General features: G+C 59.5%; 8 protein-coding genes and 1 tRNA gene. 7 read left to right on the top strand and 2 right to left on the bottom strand.

Annotated features, from left to right (window positions below; translation table 11 throughout):
- Positions 1–86: 86 nt before the first annotated feature.
- From AACP59_RS07635 to AACP59_RS07615, 5 genes are all read left to right on the top strand, one after another.
- Entirely contained in the window at positions 87–1,205 is a 1,119-nt protein-coding gene (locus AACP59_RS07635; protein WP_339350793.1) for an ROK family transcriptional regulator, read from the top strand.
- Between the two features lie 107 nt (positions 1,206–1,312).
- Positions 1,313–1,386, top strand: a tRNA-Gly gene (locus AACP59_RS07630).
- Positions 1,387–2,205: 819 nt separating this feature from the next.
- The gene (locus tag AACP59_RS07625; RefSeq protein WP_297316533.1) at positions 2,206–2,439 is read left to right on the top strand and encodes a DUF2188 domain-containing protein; all 234 of its coding nucleotides are present in this window, start codon (positions 2,206–2,208) and stop codon (positions 2,437–2,439) included.
- 137 nt (positions 2,440–2,576) lie between these two features.
- A complete protein-coding gene (locus AACP59_RS07620; RefSeq protein ID WP_297316534.1) occupies positions 2,577–3,395 on the top strand; it encodes a hypothetical protein in 819 nt (272 codons plus the stop codon).
- A gap of 376 nt (positions 3,396–3,771) precedes the next feature.
- On the top strand, positions 3,772–4,554 hold the full coding sequence (locus tag AACP59_RS07615; protein ID WP_370465998.1) for an alpha/beta hydrolase: 783 nt from the start codon (positions 3,772–3,774) through the stop codon (positions 4,552–4,554).
- 54 nt (positions 4,555–4,608) lie between these two features.
- Here AACP59_RS07615 and AACP59_RS07610 read toward each other — a convergent pair whose 3' ends face one another.
- Positions 4,609–7,041, bottom strand: coding sequence for a cation:proton antiporter (locus AACP59_RS07610; RefSeq protein WP_339350795.1), 2,433 nt, complete (start codon positions 7,039–7,041; stop codon positions 4,609–4,611).
- 600 nt (positions 7,042–7,641) lie between these two features.
- Between AACP59_RS07610 and AACP59_RS07605 the strand changes: the two genes are divergently transcribed.
- On the top strand, positions 7,642–10,440 hold the full coding sequence (locus AACP59_RS07605) for a cation-translocating P-type ATPase (protein ID WP_297316536.1): 2,799 nt from the start codon (positions 7,642–7,644) through the stop codon (positions 10,438–10,440).
- 116 nt (positions 10,441–10,556) lie between these two features.
- Here AACP59_RS07605 and AACP59_RS07600 read toward each other — a convergent pair whose 3' ends face one another.
- Entirely contained in the window at positions 10,557–11,456 is a 900-nt protein-coding gene (locus AACP59_RS07600) for a sulfite exporter TauE/SafE family protein (protein WP_339350798.1), read from the bottom strand.
- A gap of 749 nt (positions 11,457–12,205) precedes the next feature.
- Here AACP59_RS07600 and AACP59_RS07595 point away from each other — a divergent pair.
- Positions 12,206–17,287 (top strand): Spy0128 family protein, encoded by a 5,082-nt coding sequence (locus AACP59_RS07595; protein ID WP_339350800.1) that lies wholly within the window; start codon positions 12,206–12,208, stop codon positions 17,285–17,287.
- Positions 17,288–17,292: the final 5 nt, after the last annotated feature.

The raw sequence follows: 17,292 nt of genomic DNA, 5'->3' as shown, positions 1-17,292 counted from the left end.
AGGGCATAGGTAGTCCGCTGCACCGAGTTGCGGGCACCTCCCATCCATCGGAATCCCCATCCCGAACATCGAACGTGTAGGCGGCCATGACCAGCAATAATCCAGCCCTCTCCAAAGCCTTGCCGGAATCGGTGAGGCGTCATAACAGGGCCGTCCTTCTAAGGTTGCTGTACCCGGATGTAAGCCTGACCCGTGCCGATCTGGCCCGTGCGTCCGGGTTGACCAGGGTGGCCGTTTCCGATATCGTCGCCGAACTGCTGTGTGAGAACCTGCTGATGGAGGCGGGATTCAGTCATTCCTCGGGTCCGGGCAAACGCGGCATGTTGTTGCGGATCGACCCAGAGGGCCGCAATGTCATCGCCCTGGACCTCTCCACCCCATATGTCTTCCGCGGGGCCGTGCTCAACCTCCTGGGCCAGGTGACCGCCCGTGAGGAGATTCCCCTGAACGCCGGCAAAAAGGTGCCCCTGAGCCTGGTCGGGGAGCTGGCCAAATCCCTGATTGGCCGGGCAACCCGGCCGATCATAGGCATCGGGGTTTCCAGCCCCGGCATCGTCAGCAGCAACGGTGTGGTCGATGACGCCACCAACCTTGGGTGGCTGCAGACCGACCTTGCCGGGTATCTGGTCAGGCAGACCGATCTCAGGGTGTCGGTCAACAACGATGCCAACAATGAGGTTCTGGCCGAGCAGCAGTTCGGGTCCGGGCAGTCGGACATCCTCCTGGTCCACCTGGGCGACGGGGTTGGCGTGGGACTACTGGTGGCGGGTAAGCTGGTAACAGGATGCAACCATGCTGCCGGAGAGATCGGTCATGTGGTCGTGAACGCCGACGGGCCTGTCTGTAGGTGCGGCAAGCGTGGTTGCCTGGAATCCGTGCTCTCGGTTCCTAAGCTGACGGCTCTGATTGACCGTCAGCCTGACGATCTGACATCCATCCTGACCGAGGCCGGTGGCGTTCTTGGCCGCGTCCTCTCCATGCCCATCGGTCTTCTGGACATCCCCCGTGTTGCCGTCCTGGGCGATTCACGTGTTGTCAACAGGGTTTTCCTCTCGGCCATGGAGGAGACCCTCAACCAAACCGTGGCCTCAGACTTTCGCCGGCCGGTGGTGGTCGACCGCTCGGCCCTGGGCGATGACGCAGCCCTCCTGGGCGCTTGCGCCACAGTGGTCTCCGACCAGCTCTACCCGGATACCGGGGTCTGATCACAGGCCTTGTCCTGCCGTCTTCCCCATGAACTCGCGTACATCCTCAGGAACTGCTATCATAACAATCTGTGTGCTGTTCATCTGAAGTATCATGACAGCATATCGCGGGCGTAGTTCATTGGTAGAATGGAAGCTTCCCAAGCTTCAGAGGCGGGTCCGATTCCCGTCGCCCGCTCCATCAGGAACGCTCGGGCATCAGTACTGGAGCGGTTTGCGCGGCGCTGGGCGTGTACATCCACAAGGTGTCGGAGCCGTTCATTACTTCTGGATTCTTCCACAATGTCCCCTGGCTCCTGGGGTGCCTTCCTGTCTTCGTCATCGATTTCACGCCGAACCGGTCCTTCCCCCCCCCCCCCCCATACTTAGAACAATCGGGCGTGATGTGTACTCCATCAATTCAGCCAAGGTGTCATTACTGATTGTCTGGGGCCCTGTGGCTGCTGTCATCATGGGCTGTTGCTCCTGATTCAGAACCGACAGGATCGGTCGTGGTGTCGGTTTGGATGATCCGATCATGAACACGACCGGCGCCATCGGCATCTCGATCTCCGGGAGCCTCATGGCGAAACCTGTATTGTCGAACATGAGTTTGATGGGGAAGGAGGGTGCAGGTGCCGCATACCCCGACCTTGCTCCCGTTTCCGCGGTGGCTTTTATTGTCGGCATCGTTCTTGTGGTTCTTTTTCGTGGGAAGTTGTATGGCTCCCGTACGGATCGGGGACCGAACGATGAACTGTTGCCTCCTTATGCTTTTCGCGGGAGTGGTTCCGGCTTCGCCCAACGGAAATACCAGAGGCAGGATCCGGCCGTGATCTCCGGTTATCCTATTCCCGCCTCGGCCGTAGCCCCACTGTGGTCCGGCAAAGGATGCGTAGGGAATCGAGATAACCCGGCAGGGGGGTCCATGGCAGGTGTGGGAGGTGTGTCGGAGCGCTACGAGTCTCGGTCGGCAGTGGATGATGAGTAAGTACATCGAGGTACTGGAAGGAAGGTCATCATGGCTGATTATCACGTGCAATTCGAAAAGGACCGTGGCGTTTGGAGCGTCAAGAGGGCCGGGGCATCACGCGCCTCGAAGACCTTTGCCACCCAGGCCGAGGCCGCCAAGCAGGCCAAGGTCTATGCAGACAATTCCGGTGGCGGCGAGGTCAATGTACACAAGAAGGCAGCCAACCAGGTGCGCGACAAGAGGACCATCGGCAAGAAGGATCCCCGGTCCACCAAAGGATGAGCCAATGCTTGCTCTGTGAACGGAATTGTCAGGATGGTGAATCATTGTCCGCCATGAGGACCCCCCATGTGCGCCACCCATAGACTGTGCAGTAATGAGGTGGTCGATGAAGCCTGGGTGGAAGCGTGGTGAGTCGTATGGCTGATGGATTCAACCAGCTTGATCAGCGTTTGATGGACGGCGAACACGACGAGGGTCTGCCTGCCGCCTATCCTCCCAGGCCTGACACTGATGAACGGCCGATTCAGTTCCAGCATGCCAATGTCTGGGCCAGGTTCGCCTTGGTAACCGGTGTCGTCTCTGTTCTGTCCGGGCTGGCCCTTCTTGCCCATGCCATCGCCCCGACCCGGTTGGGAGTCATTGGCCAGGTGGCCGTTTCCGCCTGGGCTGGAGCCTCACTGGGGTTCGCGCTTCTAACGGTTGTGTTGGTCATCATCGCCCGGCAGACGGACTCTTCCGACGGTGGGCGCCGTTCCGTGGGTTCGGGTGGAATAGTCCTCCTCCTCTGCGGGGTCCTCTGCACGGTTGCCGGCCTGGTTATAGCCGACGGGCACCCTCAGGGTCTGATCAAGGCCAAGGATGTCGATGCCGCGCCGATTGGTTCCGCACAGGCCATGTCCAAGGGTATAGACAGGGCCGTGGGTGTCTGTTCCTCAGGCTGGCAGGAGGCGGGGGCGGACGGATTCGCCGGGGTCTCCGATTTCAGATTCTGTGCCAGCAACAAGATCGGGTACATGGTTTTCAGCAATGATTCCGCCGCTTCCCTGGCCAGGGGCCCCATCCGTTCCCAGGCTGTGAATCTGGTCGAAAGGTATGGTGGCGGTGAGGTTCTTTCTGAATCTGACATTCGGCTGCTTTCCGGCAAACGCTGGGTGGTCATCGGCAATACGGACCAGATGGCCAGGCTCCGGTCGGACTGGGGTGGTCATATGGATTCCCTGCAATCGAACAAGTGAGGTCAAACGAATCAGGAGACACGGGGTCTCGGTCCTCGGTCTGACCTGGGGATCTCGACAATCCGGCGGTCACATGCCCCTCATCCCCTGAATCCTGCACTTGGGGATATGTCGGCATTCAGGGGGAACGGATAGGGCCGGTACCGCCTTGAACCCCGCAGGTAGTACATGTCATCCCGATGGTTGCACCTGTCTGAAGGAACGAACCATGGATGTTGGTTGCGCCATCATCCGGTGTCGAATGATTCCTGATGCCTTATGATCCGGTGCTTTCCGGAGCTGTGACCGGCATCGGTTTGGTCACATTCGGAGGATATCCGCGGTTTTGCTCGTATCTGTCGTGCACTCGCAATCAGCGGACGGTATCGTGAGTGGTATGGGTAATGTTGAACGAATCGATGACGCAGGCAGGGGCGAGGATGGTCGGATGGGCCTGATCGGCAGGGAGTCCACGGCCGTCCCCGGACGGTTCGGCGATCCGCTCACGGTGGAGCATGCCCTCTACTCTCGCCGTCATGCGGCCGCCAACGTGGGTCGTCCCCTTTTCCTGCTCATGCACGGGTGGGGTTCCAACGAGGAGGACGTGGCCGATCTGATGCGCTACGTGGCTCCCTATAATGACTCGATCTCCCTGCGGGCCCCCATGGTGGTGCCGGGCAGTGAGAAGGGAATGTTCGGTCCCGGATACACCTGGTTCCATGACATGCGGCCTGAGCAGGAGGATCTGGACCGGGATGGATACGCTGCGGCAAGGGCCATCGACGACTGGGTGGGGGAGCATGTTCCCGCCGAGAGGCAGATCGTGGTCATGGGTTTCTCCCAGGGCGGGATGCTGGCCGTTCATCTGCTGAGGGTGAATCCGGAACGGTATCGGGCTGCGATCTGTCTCTCAGGATTCCTGGCACCTGGCCTGGTGAAGGGCACGGCCCCTGCCGATGACCGCCTGGCAGCCATGGAAAAACCGGTCTTCTTCGGGTTCGGCTCCGATGACACGACCGTTCCCAAATACGAGTTCAGGGCTCTGGCCGCCTGGTTGGATGAACATGTCTGGCTGAGGACGTATGAGTACGATCACTTGGACCACAGTGTCGACATTCGTGAGCTTGGCGACCTGCGTCAGTGGCTGGCCGACATCGATGTCAGCTCCGGTCTCATGTAGCGTCGTCCAAGAGCACGGTCGCCTATGCATGGTCGTATGCCTGTATGGCGGCGATCAGAGGGCCGAGTCGGTATCAACCTGCATGACATAGACGTTGCGACGCATCTCCCTGGCCAGGGAGCGCGAGATCTCGCCCGCTTCATACATGTCCTGAATCTGGCCCAGCTCGATCGCATATCCTTCCCGCTTGGCCTCCTCGACGTTGTCCCTGACCGCCGGCATACCGGAGTAATCGGTTCTGCCTTCGGCCGAGGATTCGATCATCTGATGATTGATGATGGTCGTGAGGAGGTCCTCGGTCTTGAACCGCCCCTTACCCAATTCGGCATAGAGCTTTTCTATGAGGAAGTGGTTCATTTCCGCCTGAAGATGGCGGCCTACCAGGAATACCTTGTTGTCGCTGAGCTTGAGGGTCTTATGGCGCAGGCGGTGCACAAAGCTGCGGATGAGACCTCGTGCCCTCCTGTGTGACGTGTAGGCCCGCCAGCGGATCTCACCGCCCCTGTCGAGGTGGAAGAGGGAGGATGAGATGTTGGACAGGATCTTCCTGGCCGCCTGTTCCTGGCAGCGCAGTTCCAGCAGGCGGTCCTGGTCGGCCTTGATTTCATCAGGTCCCGGGCTCCCGTCATCCATTTCGTGGTTGGTCGGCTCGGCCGACCGCCTGCTGCGGATCATGTCTGCATCGGCATCGCGGTCGGCAGCGGTCCCTGCCGGCAACTGCCCCGTTGGTACCGGGGACGGGCGCACGGAGGCGGTTGACTCCCCGTCGTTCCTTTCGACACCTCCAGGTCCGGTGAACGTTCCATCCGAATCGGGCATGCTTTCGGAAGCGACCTTGGGGGTGGTTTCGTACCTGGTCGGGTCTATGGCGTTGATATCCCTGTCGGACTTGTTTTTCAAGGATCTGCTATCACCCGAATCCCTCTTGGAGGTATCCGGCTTATGGTCCAGTCGAGCCTCGATCAGGTCTTCGGCATCCTCGATCCGGCTCAGCCGCTCCTCCATATAGTCCTGCTCCCATTCCATGGTCTGAATCTGCAGGTTCTCGAATTCCTTGGGGGAGTATTGACCGATCTCCGATTTGAGTTTGGCGATCCGGTGGTTGTATTGCTTGATGACATGCTGGATGGCCAGTCGGTTCTCGTCATTGATCCTGGTGGAAAGTTCGCGAATGGTTCCACGCAGGATGTCGATGGACTTCTCCACCTGTTGGGCGGGTACCTCGATCTGATGGGAGGGGGCCAGGAGGGGCAGGGCGAAGTTGGCCAGAACCAGGGTGACGATGATGACCCCCGCTGCCACGAAGATCAGCTCATTGCGCATGGGGAAGGAGGCCCCGCTGGAAACCGTGTAGGGGATGGTCAGGGCCAGGGAGAGCGTGATGGTCCCCTTGGGGCCGCCGAAAGTCATGATGGCGGCGGATCGCCAGCGCCGTGCGGTCATGGGGCGTCGCTTCCCGGTCTCTGCGTCCCTGGTGAAGAACAGGACGGCCGCGACCCAGAGAAAGCGTAGGAGGATGACCGTCAGCGACACCACGACGATGGTGGCCACCAGCATCCAGTTGCTGACCCTCCGGTCACGCCAGCTGGTGCCCAGAGCCGTCGGCAGAAGCATTCCCAGGATGATGAAGACGGCCCCGTTCAGGCTGAAGGAGAAGACCTTCCAGACACTGGTGGAAACGATATTGGCCTTGGACGTGTTGGGCCCTACGCCCGTGTGGTCGAACCGGGCCAGAAGGCCGGTGGCTACGACTGCCAGAACCCCTGAGACATGCAGGACATTCTGCCCCACCAGATAGATCAGGAAGGGCAGGAAGAGTTCCAGGAGAATCCTGGTGGTCGTGGTTTCCCAACCCAGACGGCGGGCGGATTCGAAGACCCAATTAACCAAAAAGCCCATGATGATGCCGAATCCGATGCCACCCACAAATTCCACTATGAATTCAAGAAGGGCAGTGGTCATGGAGAAGGACCCGGTGACCGTGGCCAGAATGGCGAACTGGAAGCCGATAACGCCCGTGGCGTCGTTGAAGAGGGATTCGCCTGCCAGGACGGATCGTTGACTGGCCGTAAGGTCGGCACTCTTGCCCAGTGAGGAGACCGCCACCGCATCGGTTGGCCCCAGGGCGGCACCGAGCGCCACGGCCGCCGCCAGGGGAAACATGGGCCAGGCCGCATGGAGGGTGACGCCCACCATGACCATGGTCAGGGCAGCCAGACCGATGGCGAGGGAAATGGATGAGCGGATGTCCTTGAGGAGTTCCGCTTTGTTTATGGTGTGGGCCTCGTAATAGAGCAGGGGAGCGATGAAAAGGACCATGAACAGTTCCGGGTCGAGCTGCATCTTGGGGAAGATGGGGAGACAGGCCATGATCGCGCCCAATGCTATCTGGACCAGTGGCGTCGAGACCTTGGGGATGAACCGCGAAACGAAGGAGGACATGAGAACGGCGGCAACCACACACAGAATCAGGACGAATACTTCCACCGGCTGCCTCTCCGTCTGCAGCTCCGTCCGCGCCCATGGTGCCCGTCGGCCTTCCACAATCATCGTGGGTCAGGATTGAAACCTGCATAGGATTCGAACCCTGGGGAGGAGGAGCTTGTTCCTGTACCTCAACTATTTCAGTATACGGAATGCGATTATCCACAGAGGGGAATTCCGTATTTCAACGCCAAAACCACAACTTGCCCTCCCGGCTTCCTGTCGTCCTGGCCCGATCAGGTCATCCAAAGCTCGCGTTGGGCGTAAATGTGTGAAGATGTGGGCTGCCTTCACCGCCCCAGGTCTGTGCGAACCTCTGCGTCGGTATACTGATTCTCAGTCGGTTGGGCGCCGGATCCTGAGAGGGCGTATGGCGTCTTTCGCAACAAGCGCGTAGATTTCCACCTTCGCCACAACCCGATATGACGGGTCGGCAGTAACCGAACCGATTGACAACAGATATGTCCTCAGGGCGCAGGGTCGCATGACCTTGCACGTCAGCTGAATGACGATGGACAACCCGGGTCCCTTCCCGAGGCATCCACCAGGCGCCCCGCGCATTACGGACAATACGACCGATCCACACGGAAAGGCTTGGCCGATATGGCAGATTCGACCAACCAGCCAATCAACGAAACACAGAACATGAATTCGGAATATACAGGGAATCCCCAATTGGGGGATACGATTTGGCACAGCCTCGATACCGGCGAGGCCATGGCTGCACTCAAGGCGACGGATCAGGGTCTGAACGAGCAGGAGAGTCGGCGACGACTCGGAATCTTCGGACGGAACACTCTGGCCGAGGCGGAGACCAAGCCCAAATGGCGTCTCCTCCTGGAGCAGTTCACCAGTCCTCTGATCGCCGTGCTGATTGTCTGCGGCATCGTTACGATCTTTCTCAGGCACTATGTCGATGCTGCGGCGATCTTCATCGTTCTCATCCTCAATGCCATCATCGGATATTATCAGGAGTCGAAGGCCGACAAGGCCGTAGAGGCTCTGACATCCCTGGCCACGCCGACCACCCGGGTCATGCGTGGCGGAAGCCTGCAAGACATCGACTCGGCGGACCTGGTACCCGGTGACCTGGTGGTTTTGGAGAGCGGAGACCGGGTCCCCGCCGATCTGAGGCTTATCGAGACCCTTCACCTCCGCATCGACGAGGCCATGCTGACCGGTGAGAGCGATGACGCCAAGAAGGGGACGGAAGCCGTTCATAAGGATGCCTCCCTGGGTGACCGCAGCTGCATAGCCTTCTCGGGCACCATGGTCACCAGCGGCCGTGGCAGAGGACTCGTCGTCGCCACCGGCTCGGACACCGAGCTGGGGGAGATCAACGACCTGGTTCACGTGGCCAAGGGCCGCACGCCCCTTCAGCGAATCATCCATCGCACCGAGGTCGGCATAGCCGTGGCGGTTATCCTCGTGGCCATCTTCGTGTTCATCGGTGGTGCAATCATCAACGGGAATGCCACGGAGGCCTTCCTCTCCGCCGTCTCCCTGGTCGTGGCCTCCATGCCCGAGGCCCTGCCAATCGTCCTGACCGTGGCCATGGCCCTGGGTGTTTCCCGGATGGCCGACTACAACGCCATCGTGCGCTCCCTGCCGGCCGTCGAGACCTTGGGGTCCATCACCGTGATTGGCTCCGACAAGACCGGCACCTTGACCCAGAATCGCATGACCGTTGAGCAGTGCACGCTGGGCGGGGGAGACCCGGTCCAGGTTGACCGGATCACCTCGGGTGCCGACGGCATTCGCTCCGAGGCTTTCATGGCCCTTATGCGTGGCGGCGCCTTGACCAATGAGGCGCATCGTCAGACCGACGAGGATGGTGTGATCCATTACAGTGGGGACGCGGTCGATATGGCCATGGCACGTGTGGCGGATCAGACCGGGGCCGTAACCCGTGAGGACCTGGATGCCCGGATCGTCGCCCAAACCCCCTACGAGCCCGAGCTCCTCCACTCCATGACCATCCGGCGAGATTCGGATGGAACCCTGACCCAGTATGTCAAGGGTGCCCCCGATGCAGTCATGGCCATGAGCACGACCATGGTCGGATCGGATGGGAGGCAGGTCGATCTGGATGCCGACGCGATACATGCCTCCTACCGGGCAATGGGCTCCCAGGGACTGCGCGTGATCGGCGTGGCGAGTCGAACCATCGGTCCGGACGACGAGCTCGGTGACCACAAGCAGGCACATGATATGACCTTCCTTGGATTGGAAGGAATGCTGGATCCGCCACGTTCCGGGGTTCGCGAGGCCATAGCCGACTGCGCCAAGGCCGGTATCAGGGTGGTCATGATCACCGGCGACCATCCGGTAACAGCGGCAGCCATTGGGCAGCGCCTGGGTCTGGAACAGACCGAGCACACGCTGACCGGCAGTGAGATGTTGGAGATGAGTGATGAGGTCCTGCGGGCCAGACTTCGCGAAACCTCGATTGCCGCCAGGGTCTCGCCTCAGGACAAGCTCCGTATTGTCGAAGTCCTTCAGGATGAGGGCCATGTGGTGGCCGTGACCGGTGATGGCGTGAACGATGCCCCGGCCCTCAAGGCCGCCTCGGTAGGTATCGCCATGGGTGAATCCGGAACCGATGTCGCCAGGGAGGCCAGCGACGTGGTCCTGACCGATGACAATTTCGTCACCATCACCCAGGCCGTACGGCAAGGTAGGGCCACGTTCAAGGCCATACGCGGATCGGCCTACTTCCTCCTTTCCACGGCCGCCGCCGCCATGATCGCAGTCGGTGTCAACGTGATTGCCGAGGAACCTCTCCTCTTCCTCCCCCTGCAGATGCTATGGATCAACTTCGTGACCAACGGCGTCCAGGACATTGCACTCGGCTTCGAGCCCGGCTCCGGAGATGAACTGTCGGCGCCGCCGCGTCCAGCCAATGAGGGTCTCCTTTCGGGGACGCTGTGGATCAGGACGGCGGTATGCGGTTTGTGGATGGCCACATGCATGCTGGTGATGTTCCGTTTCAGCCTGGACAGGGGTATGGATCTCACTCTGGCAAGGACCATGGTCCTGACTCTCCTCGTCCTGTTCAATTTCTTCATCGCCATGTCTGCCCGGTCGGAGAATCGTCTGATCATCCAGCTGAATCCGCTTGACAACAAATTCCTTCTGGTTGCATCGTTCGCAGCGCTGGGAATTCACGCGGGGGCCATGTATCTGCCGGCCGTGGCCGGGGTGTTGGGAATGGCACCCCTATCCGGTTCGCAGTGGCTCTCCTGCCTGGTGATCGGGCTTACGGCCCTGGTCTTCAGCGAGGGAGACAAACTGGTCAGGCAGGTTTTTGCCAGGTACGGAATCGGTGTCGGTGGCCATGCCCCGGATCGGCTCCGCAGGGTTAGGCGAAGCATCGCTGATATGCTACGCCCGAACGACTGACGCTGGGAAGCCCCCTCCCTCCTGGGATTGCCTGGTGTCCGATGAACTCCCCGGTCCCATGCTTCCGGGACCGGGGCCGATGGGAGATGGGACCGTCGGCCGTAGGCAGGACGCCATCAGAGACCCGTCGTTCCATCATGGCTGCGGTTCGTGCGCTTGTGCCTGGTGTGTCGTTGAAAGATCGGAGTGATGGTCAGGGCGGAGTAGACTGATCTGACCACGATAAGGCACAGATAGAGAGCCATCAGGTTGGAGTTGGATCGTGGGCTGAGCAACCCTGCCAGCCAGGTCCCCATCGGAGCGGTTGCTGCGGCGACGAGTCCCAGAAACAACCCATTACGTAAGTGGAGCATGTGGTTTCTGAGGTTTGTGATCGTTCCGGAAAGGGTGCTGGGGAGGATGGTCAGCAGCGAGGTGCCCCGGGCGATCAAATCACTGGCACCGAGCATCGAAAGGCCTGGCGTGGCGATGGCGCCTCCCCCCACGCCGAGCATTCCCGACAGGGTCCCCATCCATATGCCCAGGATGATGATGGCAAAGGCCGAACCCACGGATATGTGGATGGTGCTGTGCCGTTGAGGGGTGAAGGTCAGTTGTTGGATAACGATGCAGATCATGAACCCTGCATAGGTCCACCGAAGCACGATCTCGGGTAGGATCTTCAGCAACCTGGTGCCGAGTTGTGCACCTGCCACTGCACCGACGGCCATGAGCAGTGCGGACAGCCAATCGACATTGCCCTGTAGGGCGTAGGTCAGCATTCCCGCGATCGAGGTCGGAATCATCGATGCCAGGGATGTGGCCGATGCATGGCGTTGGCTCAGCCCGATCCAGACCAGTGCCGGAACGATGACTGCGCCGCCGCCGATACCGAAGAGACCGGACAGCAACCCGGCAACGGCCCCTACAAGGAGCAAGACGATACCGGTGCATTTGCGTCCGGACGCATGGCCGGCGCCGTCCCCTCGCACAGGGTCCACATCCGCAAGCACGGGTCTGTCAATCCGTTTCGTCATACCGACCTTTCCCGTTCAACTCTACCTGTGCAATGGCGTTGGGACGGGGGTAGGTCCACCATGGTGCCGGTCCGTCCATTAGACGGAATAAGCCCACAGTGAATTCTCGGGGAAGGACGGTGACGACGAGAAACATTCTGTCTAGAGGGGTTTGCCGGACTTGTGCGCAGGGGGATTCCGACCGCTGTCCCGCCGATGACACCCGAACATGTTGTAGTAACCGGAGGGGTTGTGTATGCTGAACGATTGTCCGGTGCCGAACGTGATAGCGGATTGCTGGACGGTTTGGGAGTTCCGCGGTGTTTGAGGATCTTCCGTCCTGTGTTGTCGATTTCTTGTGTTGTTTCAATGGGCTCATGTTCTGTGAGAGAGCCGAACGGGGGTTGTTCTCATATGCGATTTGGTGGATGGCGGCCGATTGCCGCTGTGGTATTGAGTATGGCGATGCTGACCCCTTTGACGACCGCTACCGCGGAAACCTCCGAAACGGGTACGGTTCCGTCGGGCACACCTGGCTCCGCTATGAAGACGGGTGCATCTGAGCAGCCAACTTCACCCCCCCCCCCCAGAGCCATATAGAATCCTCCGATAAACCGAACGTCTCCCCAACCACACCAGCTCCGACACCGAAGTCGGATAAGAGCGATGCCGCAACGCCCGCGCAACCGAACATCTCCACATCCAAAGGTGAGCACACCACCAAGACTACCGGGTCCGATATCGGTGTTCCCGGGCAGACCGAGCACGATATGCTGGACCAGGATGTGGCAGCGGTCTCGGCCCTGGAATTGACCAGCCGAAAAACAGGCACGGCCCCCTTTGACGATAATGATGACCGCGGCAACGATTCCGGCCCGGACAACGACATAGTCCGGTCATTCGATTCGGTTACCTATGGCTACGATTTCACGGTTACGCCCGATTCCAGAACCGACTATTACCGACAAGCACGAATCGGTTTCAGATTCGAGCTGCCCTACGCGGCGAATATCGCAACCTTCAACACGGATGCCATGGGGTGGATGGACCAGACCCCGGGATATCAACCAACCCTGTCTACCGACACGGTCAATGGTGTGGAAACCCAAGTGTTGACGGCATACCGTCTCATGACGGCGACCTCAATGAGCCAGACCGTGGTCCCTGGCACTGGTTCGATCTCTTTGGCCGTCAAGGTGAAGGCCGCTCCGAACAATACCCGGATTGCACCCAAGGCCATATCATGGGTGGCCTTTGACGCCACCACGCGAAACCGTGTCATTGCCCGCACGGTTCCGGAGGTTCGTGTCTCCGCAAAGCTGAGCCTGAATGTGCGTGTCACTCAGGGGTCAATGCAAAACTCGCTCGATTCCGTATTCAACTTTGACGAATCCGGTGCCGAGAATGCCCCGAACTATGGTCTGGGCAAACGCCAGGGCGTTATGACCCGTTTCAATTGGGCCGTTGATTTGCGCTGGAAGGACCGAACCAAGGGACTGCGTGGTCTTGAAGCGCCTTCCGGCCCCATCACCTTCTCCTTCACGGCCAAGAATGTATACAACACGATCAACGATGGCCATCAGCAGCAACCCAATGCTGATTTGCAGCCGTATCTGTGGGATTACGGCCCTGTGGCCTGGAAAGCCAAGACGGCCCATGAAAGCCGTTCGCCCGGGAAACAGGATTGGTTCCCCTCCAGAGAAAACGCGGACTATGCCATGTCCGAAGAAGGCGTTCTCGGTAAGGATCGCGTCTACAACAACGGTACCTATCTACTCAGTGAGAGCCGCTCATCGCAGGGTACTGTCATTTCAGTGACCTTAAAGGATTATCAGGTCTCCGATGCCTTCCCCTTCCTGGCACTGTCACATTCCGACGACTACAGCGGTTGCTCCGCAGCCTTCATGTCGGCCGGGTGCTCGCAGCTCGAGGTTGGCGAAATCTCCACCAACTACCTCTACCTCTTCAATCCCACCACGGACAGCCATGGACGAAGCGTCAACGAAATCTACAATCAGGAGATTTCCTTGGAGAGCACCCTCAGCGACGGTGGTCTGCAGGCTACGTCGGTTACCGGGGACAGGCTGGCCAACCCCCGCGACAAGGATGACACATCCAATCAGGCGGTCACCAAGGCCGATGGTGAAAACAATGATGATGAGAGGCATACCTCGGTTGACTTGGGGCCCCGAGGAGATCTGAAGAACAGAATCGCCTATAACTGTGCGAGCAATCTGGCCGAATACCAGAATGGCATGGACTGCGCGGGTTGGATGGGTGAAGATGACGACCATGGCACCGATATGGGGGCACGGGGTTCCCGCACCGGTCTATCGGCATCCATAGCGTTCAGTGTCAATAGCAGGAAAAGCCTGCCGGCCCTGGGGATGAGTCTCGTGAAGATAGACCCGGACTACATCGATCTGCCCAACTCCGGTGACGATATAGCCATGCCTTGGAAAGGCGACGGGTACTGGACCGATTGGGCTACGAATTCCGTGGAGGGACAAGGTCCCAAAATCACGGTTCTGTATGCCGCCAAGAAGGACGGCACCAAGTGGGCTTCCAAGCAGGAACAGAAATCCGCCGATATTGATGACCTTGTCTATTACCCGAGCAAGGCGGATGCTGAGAACGCCGGAAAGACCGTTGTCGCCATCCTTTTGCGAAGCCATACGGCAGCCCCATCCAACAAGGCCGGACATCAATCCCTATATGTCTTCGGGGTTATTCCGGCCAGGATAAAGAGCGATGCGCGCATGAACGGTGTAGCGCAGATGACTTCGACCATCCATGCGTACAATCGTCAGCAGCTGGCTGCGGTATCCGGCCTGGATCCGGACAGATCCACCGATGCCGAATGGGAATCCTGGGCGAACGGCCTCAGCGAGCAGCAGCTCGATGGGCTCTGGAAGACCAATAATCCCGTCTACCATAACAACCCCAATGCCAATACGGCCGGTTACCGGACTGCGACGTATGACAAGGACGGGTATATGGTCAGCGACCCGACTCCAGGCAAGTATTATGGTGATTCCCTGTACATCGTGGGAGAATTCCCCAAGGTCGGCAAATCCATCGTGCAGCATTCGGCATCGGGTAAACCCAAATCGGTGTATGACCTGGATTCCGAGCAGCGTACGGCTGATTGGCAACTGGGTCTCAGTGTGCATTCCCAGTTCGAGGGCAAGGGCAACTCCGGTCCGCAGCATCGCAAGGTGTCTATCGTCGTGGACGACACCCTCCCCAAAGGGTTGAACTATCTGGCGGGCTCAAGCATACTCGGCGGGACCTACCAGGAGCGCACGCCCCGTCAGGGTCATGTGACAGGCGGAGAGACCATAGAGCCGACGGTCACGGTCAACAGTGACGGGACCACCAAGCTGCGGTGGAGAATCCACTCGGACCAGGTGTTCCTTGACGGCCCCGATGTACCGTTATATTACTCGACATCCATTGGTGATTCATTCGATGCGTCGAAGGATGTGGTATCCGGCGCCTCTCTGAACAACCAGGTCAGAATCTTCAGCGAGAACAACAAGAACTCGGCTACCGCAAATAACGGCATGAAGGCGAACCTGTCGATTTCGGTCTACCGCTCGCATTCGGCCGCCCTGGCGGTGCGCGCCGATCCGGTGATCAATGATGTCGAGACGGACCTGGGCTTTAATTCGATGATCAGCAATCCGATGCAGGACGTGAGAATCGAGAACTTCGCCTTGGGAATCATGCCCTATAACGGTGCTGACTCCGAGTCGAACTTCCACGGATCCTACAGGTTGAGCAAGCTGACCGTCGTCCCTTCCGGCAGCACCGATCTCTCCGGCAGCAAGATTTATGTGACCACCGACACCGCCATTCGCGGCATGGACACCACCAGGCTGAAGCGCGATGACATAGCCTCACTGCCCGGAATGATCGAATTGCCGGTCGGCCCCGGCGGTGAAGTCGCGATTCCAGCCAATCTGGGGACACCGACTGCTTGGGCGTTCACAGGATCGACCCTTCCTGTCGGCGGAAGGTTCGACTTCCGCTTCACGATCAGTCCACAGGGGAACCAGGCCGGAGATGTCTACTGCGTATCCTGGCACGACGGTCACAACACCGTGATTGCTTTCTCCCAGGTAGTGAATCGCCGGGTTAGCGGCGTGGCTTGGTTTGATCTCAATGGTGATGGAAGCAGGACGGACGAAGACCGGCTCCTCGCAAATGTCCATGTTGATATGGTCGACTCAACCGGTACCGTCCTCAAGGATATGAGCGGTCGGCATATGCGTACCACCACCGATGCCGATGGTCGGTATTCCTTTACCAATGTGCCTTCCGGCAGCGGGTTCCACCTCCGGTTCACTCCCGCGGACGGTACAACATGGGAAAAACTCCGGGTGACCCGCAAGCAGGCCCCCGGTATTGATGCCTCGAAGAATTCTGATTCCGATGCCGTCCTTGATGGTCCTGATGGTTCGTTGTCCGCAGCGGATATCGCGCTTGCGGACTTTCCCCTGGCGAGCCAGATGAGGACGGTCGTGTATGAGGATGCAAACGAGGACCACGGTCTCACGGGAGATTTGCGCATAGCCGATTCGGGTGCGGGATTTACCGTGGGTAAGGAACTTCAGGGCCGCGATTGGCGTGGTTCGGATTCCTTCGTGGTTGATGTAACCCCCTTGAATGGTGCCCCGGCTTCGGCCTTCCCCGCCAGGATCACTCTGACGGCTGGCAGCAAAGAGCAGAGGTTGGCGTCTTCTGCTTCGGCTTTCCCCATGAAGCCGGGCATCACAACCTACCGGTATCAGCTCGCTGAACATGCGGGCAGTGCCGACAAGATGACCTATGATACGCACACATATACGGTTGAGGTGAGTGTTGATGACAATTTCACCGCTCTGGTCAGGAACGTAGGCATCCGGCTGATATCCGATAACGGAGGTGAAATCAACGGTGACAACCATGTTGTCTTCCGTAATGTGTTCACGCCTGATCCCGTGTCGGTCTCGTTGGGTGCGAGGAAGGTCCTGCATGGTCGTGACCTGCGTGCGGGGGAGTTCTCGTTCACGTTGACGGACAAGGCCAGCGGTTCCGTTGTGGATACGGTGTCGAACGGGGCGGATGGTTCGGTCTCGTTCAAGTCGCTGGAGTTCGGTTCGGCGGGCACGCGGCGGTACGAGATCGCCGAGGTGGCCGGTTCGGATGGTCATGTGGCGTATGATTCGGCCAGGGTCGAGGCGGTTGTGGAGGTCTCCGCCGATCGTGCGTCCGGGGGGTTGTCGTCCCGTGTGGTGTATGGGACGGCCGATCATGCGGCTCCGGTCTTCACGAATACGTTCACGCCCGACAAGGCGCGGGTCTCGTTGGGTGCGAGGAAGGTCCTGCATGGTCGTGACCTGCGTGCGGGGGAGTTCTCGTTCACGTTGACGGACAAGGCCAGCGGTTCCGTTGTGGATACGGTGTCGAACGGGGCGGATGGTTCGGTCTCGTTCAAGTCGCTGGAGTTCGGTTCGGCGGGCACGCGGCGGTACGAGATCGCCGAACGCAATACGAAGGCCGAGGGAATTTCCTACGACGGTAGGGTTCATGATGTGACCGTGACTGTGTCCCTTGATTCATCAACCGGTATGTTGACCCCCCAGGTCGATTATGACGGCATGGGCGCAAATCCTCCGACGTTCGTCAATAGGTTTACCGCCGGGCCGCATTCGTCGGATTCCGGGGATCAGCATGGAGTGCCCCCCGCGGGTCGGGGCGGGCATCTCTCCTCGACCGGTGCGGGTGCCGTCGTGGCGTTCCTGGCTGTGGCCGCCATGTTGGTTCTTACGGGAACAACCTTGGCTCTCGTGTCCCGTCGGCGCTGAGCGAT

Source organism: Bifidobacterium indicum, from assembly GCF_036987015.1.
Classification (GTDB): Bacteria; Actinomycetota; Actinomycetes; order Actinomycetales; family Bifidobacteriaceae; genus Bombiscardovia; species Bombiscardovia indica.
Note: the sequence above shows the minus strand (reverse complement) of the source record. Positions and strands in the feature narration are given on the sequence as shown.